At 77.4% G+C, this 5,200-nt stretch carries 1 protein-coding gene; it reads left to right on the top strand.

Annotation, left to right across the window (positions count from 1 at the left end; genetic code table 11):
* Positions 1-5,200: type I polyketide synthase (locus NH602_RS27815; protein WP_253069342.1), on the top strand; the 5,200-nt coding region annotated here is incomplete at both ends.

Raw genomic sequence — 5,200 nt, 5'->3', positions numbered from 1 at the left:
GCCGTCGTCGGCGCCGAGACCGGCGGCCCCGGCCCGGTCGGCACGGCCGCACTGCGGGCCGCGGGCGTCCCCGTGCGCACCTACCCGGATCTCACCGCGCTGGCCGCCTCCGGCGAGCCCGTCCCCGAGCTCGTGGTGGCCGGGGCCGCGTCCTGCGGCGGCACCGTCGCCGACGCCGCGCACACCGTCGCCACCGCGGCCCTGGAGCTGGTGCAGCAGTGGCTGTCCGGCGAGGAGTTCGCCGACTCCCGGCTCGTGCTGCTCACCCGCGGCGCCACCGACGGCGCCGACCCGGCCGCCGCCGCGGTGCACGGCCTCGTCCGCACCGCCCGCACCGAGAACCCGGGCCGGCTGGCGGTCCTCGACCTGCCCGACGACGCCACCGGCGCCGATCCGGTCGTGGCCCCCGCCGCACTGGTCGCCGCGCTCGCCGCCACCGAGGACGAGCCCGACCTCGCCGTCCGCGCCGACACGGTGCTCGTGCCGCGGCTGGTCCGGGTCCGCACCGACGCCGAGCCGCACCGGTGGAACCCCGACGGCACCGTCCTGATCACCGGCGGGACCGGCGGCCTCGGCGGTGTCCTGGCCCGGCACCTCGTCGCCGAGCACGGTGTACGGCAGCTGCTGCTGGCCGGCCGTCGCGGTCCGGACGCCCCCGGCGCCGCCGAGCTGGTCGACGAGCTCACCGCGCTGGGCGCGACCGCGCACGCCGTGGCCTGCGACGTCACCGACCGGGCCGCGGTCGCCGCGCTGCTCGCCGGCATCCCCGACACGCACCCGCTGACCGCCGTCGTGCACACCGCGGGCGTCGTCGACGACGGCGTGATCGGCTCGCTGACCCCGGAGCGCCTCGACACCGTGCTGCGCCCCAAGGCCGACGCGGCCTGGCACCTGCACGAGCTCACCCGCGACCTGGACCTGCACACCTTCGTCCTGTTCTCCTCGGTCGCCGCCACCTTCGGCAGCCCCGGGCAGGCCAACTACGCCGCGGGGAACGCCTTCCTCGACGCGCTGGCCGTGCACCGCCGGGCGGCCGGGCTGCCCGCCGTCGCGCTGGCCTGGGGGCCGTGGAGCCGCGTCGTCGGCATGACGGGCTCGCTCAGCGACGTCGACGTGGAGCGGATCGCCCGCTCCGGGATGCCGCCGCTGACCCCGGAGCAGGGGACGGCCCTGTTCGACGCCGCGCTCGCGGCGACCGTCGACGGAGCCGCCGCGCTCGCCCCGGTCCGGCTCGACCTGCCAGCCCTGCGCGCCCAGGGCGAGCCCGCGCCGCTGCTGCGCGGCCTGATCCGGCGCCCCGCGCGGCGCGCCGCCGCCCAGGCGTCGCCGTCCACCGGTGACCTCGCCGAGCGGCTCCGCGCGCTGGACGGGTCCACCCGTGACGAGGCGCTGCTTGACCTCGTCCGCGAGCGGATCGCCCACGTCCTCGGCCACGCCGACCCCGGCCAGGTCGAGACCGGCCGTCAGTTCCAGGACCTCGGCTTCGACTCGCTCACCGCGGTCGAGCTGCGCAACGGACTCACCGCCGCCACCGGGCTGCGCCTGCCCGCGACCATGGTCTTCGACTACCCGACGCCGGGCGTGCTGGCCCGCCACCTGCGCGACGAGCTGCTCGGTGCCGACGACGCCCCCGACGACACCGCCGACCGCACCCCCGACAGGACCGCCGCTTCCTCGGCCGCGACCGGCGACGATCCCGTCGTGATCGTCGGGATGGCGTGCCGCTACCCCGGCGGTGTCGGCTCCCCGGAGGACCTGTGGCGGCTCGTCGGCGACGGCGCCGACGCGACCGGCCCGTTCCCGACCGACCGCGGCTGGGACCTGGCCAACCTGTTCGACGCGGACCCGGACCGTCCCGGGCACACCCACGTCCGCGCCGGCGGGTTCCTGCACACCGCCCCCGAGTTCGACGCCGGGTTCTTCGGGATGAGCCCGCGCGAGGCGCTGTCCACCGACTCGCAGCAGCGGCTGCTGCTGGAGACGAGCTGGGAGGCGATCGAGCGGGCCGGGATCGACCCGACCGGGCTGCGCGGCAGCGCCACCGGTGTGTTCGCCGGTGTCATGTACAACGACTACGGCACCACGCTGACCGGCGACGAGCACGAGGCCTTCCGCGGCAACGGCAGCGCCCCCAGCGTCGCGTCCGGCCGCGTGTCCTACACCCTGGGCCTGGAGGGCCCTGCGGTCACCGTCGACACCGCGTGCTCGTCGTCGCTGGTCGGGATGCACCTGGCCGCGCAGGCGCTGCGGGCGGGGGAGTGCACCCTCGCCCTCGCCGGGGGCGTGACGGTCATGTCGACACCCAGCACGTTCGTCGACTTCTCCCGCCAGCGCGGACTCGCGCCCGACGGCCGCTCCAAGGCCTTCGCCGACGCCGCCGACGGCGTCGCCTGGTCCGAGGGCGTCGGCGTGCTCGTCCTGGAGCGGCGGTCCGACGCACTCCGCAACGGTCACGAGATCCTCGCGGTGCTGCGCGGGTCGGCGGTCAACCAGGACGGCGCCTCGAACGGGCTCACGGCGCCGAACGGCCCGTCCCAGCAGCGGGTCATCCGCCGCGCGCTGGCGAACGCCGGTCTGTCCACCGGCGACGTCGACGTCGTCGAGGCACACGGCACCGGCACCACCCTCGGCGACCCGATCGAGGCCCAGGCCCTGATCGCGACCTACGGGCGGGACCGGGACCCGCAGCGGCCGCTGCTGCTCGGGTCGGTGAAGTCCAACATCGGCCACACCCAGGCCGCCGCCGGTGTGGCGGGTGTGATCAAGATGGTGCTGGCGATGCGGCACGGGACGGTGCCGCGCACGTTGCACGTGGACGCGCCGTCCTCGCACGTGGACTGGTCCGACGGCACGGTCGCGCTGCTCACCGAGCCGACGCCGTGGCCCGAGACCGGGCGCCCCCGCCGGGCGGGCGTGTCGTCGTTCGGCATCAGCGGCACCAACGCCCACGTCATCGTCGAGCAGCCGGAGCCGACGCCGACCACCGCCACCATCGGTGGCCGGGAGCTGCCCGCCGTGCCGTGGGCGCTGTCGGGCGCCTCCGCCGACGCGCTGCGCGACCAGGCCGCCCGCCTGCTCACCCACGTCCGCGACGGCCACGCCGTCGACCCCGCGATCGATCCCGCGATCGACCCCGCCGACGTCGGCTGGTCCCTGCTGCGCACCCGCGCCGCCCTCGAGCAGCGCGCGGTCGTCGTCGGCACCGGGGCGGAGCAGACCCTGCGCGGCCTGGCGGCGCTCGCCGCGGGCGAGGCCGACCCGGCCGTCGTCACCGGCACCACCGCGACCGGCCGTACCGCGTTCCTGTTCTCCGGGCAGGGCTCGCAGCGCCTCGGCATGGGCCGCGAGCTGCACGCCCGGTACCTGGCCTTCGCCGACGCCTTCGACGCCGCACTGTCCGCGCTGGACGCCGAGCTGGGCTCCGACCTGCGTGCGGTCGTCTGGGGCCACGGTGACAGCGCCGGGGCCGCACTGGACGCGACCGGCGCCACCCAACCGGCGCTCTTCGCGCTGGAGGTCGCGCTGTACCGGCTGCTGGAGTCCTGGGGCGTCGCCCCCGACCTCGTCGCCGGCCACTCCGTCGGCGAGATCGCCGCCGCCCACGTGGCGGGGGTGTTCACCCTCGCCGACGCCGCGCGGCTGGTCGCCGCCCGCGGCACCCTGATGCAGGCGCTGCCCGCCGGCGGCGCGATGGTCGCCGTCGAGGCGACCGAGGACGAGGTCGCCGCTCTGCTCACCCGCGACGACGTCGCGATCGCCGCGGTCAACGGCCCGTCGGCCGTCGTCGTGTCCGGCTCGCAGGACGGCGTCGACGCCGTCGCGGCGGCGCTCGCCGAGGGCGGGCGACGGACCAGCAGGCTGAGGGTCAGCCACGCGTTCCACTCACCGCTGATGGAGCCGATGCTCGCCGAGTTCCGCTCCGTGGTCGCCGGCCTGTCCCCGGAGGCCCCGGCGGTGCCCGTGGTCTCCTCCCTGACCGGTGACCTCGCCGGTGCCGACGAGCTGTGCGACCCCGGGTACTGGGTGCGCCACGTCCGCGAACCCGTCCGGTTCGCCGACGCCGTCACCACCCTCGCCGGCCGCGGCGCCGTCACCTTCGTCGAGATCGGCCCCGGCGGCGTGCTGTCGGCCATGGCCCAGGACTCGCTGCCCGCCGACGGGACCGTCACCGTGCCCGTGCTGCACGGCGAGGGCTCCGAGGACGTCGCCGTCGTCGCCGCGCTCGCCGCGCTGCACGTCCGCGGCGTACGGATCGACTGGGACGCCGTGTTCGACGGCACCGGCGCCGCCCGCGTCGACCTGCCGACCTACGCCTTCCAGCACCGCCGCTACTGGCCGGGTGCCACCGCGGCCCCCGGCGACGTCCGCTCCGCCGGGCTCGGCGCCGCCGGGCACCCGCTGCTCGGCGCCGCCGTCGCGTTCCCCGACGGCGCGGGCGCGCTGCTGACCGGCCGTCTCTCGGCGTCCGCGCAGCCGTGGCTCGCCGACCACACGGTCGCCGGGACCGTGGTGCTGCCCGGGACCGCGCTGCTCGAGCTCGCCGTCCGCGCGGGCGACGAGGTCGGCTGCACCGGCGTCGAGGAGCTCACCCTCGCCACGCCGCTGACCCTGCCCGCCGCGGGTGGCGCCGTCACCGTGCAGGTCCGCGCCGGTGCCGACGACGGTTCCGGCCGACGCCCGGTCACCGTGCACGCCCGCCCCGAGGGCTCCGACGAGTGGACCGAGCACGCCACCGGCACCCTCACCACCCTCGCGCCGGGCCCAGTGCGGTTCGACGCCACGACCTGGCCGCCCACCGGCGTGGCCGAGCTCGACGTCGAGGGCTGCTACGAGCGGTTCGCCGAGGCCGGGTTCGGCTACGGTCCGGTGTTCCGGGGGCTGACCGGCGCCTGGCGGGACGGCGACACCGTCTACGCCGAGGTGTCGCTGCCCGACCCCGACACCACCGCCGAGGACGCGGCCCGCTTCGGGCTGCACCCCGCCCTGCTCGACGCCGCCCTGCACGCCGCCCTGCTCACCGGTGACGGCGCCGCGGGCCTTCCGTGGGCCTGGGAGGACGTCACCCTGCACGCCGCCGGGGCCACCGCGCTGCGGGTGCGCCTCGCACCGGCCACCGACGGCGGCGGCCTGGCCGTCGCCGTCGCCGACCCCGAGGGTCGTCCGGTCGCCACCGCCGGCCGTCTGCGCGCGCGCCCCGTCG

It is taken from the genome of Pseudonocardia sp. McavD-2-B (assembly GCF_024124365.1).
GTDB classification, from domain to species: domain Bacteria; phylum Actinomycetota; class Actinomycetes; order Mycobacteriales; family Pseudonocardiaceae; genus Pseudonocardia; species Pseudonocardia alni.
Note: the sequence above shows the minus strand (reverse complement) of the source record. Positions and strands in the feature narration are given on the sequence as shown.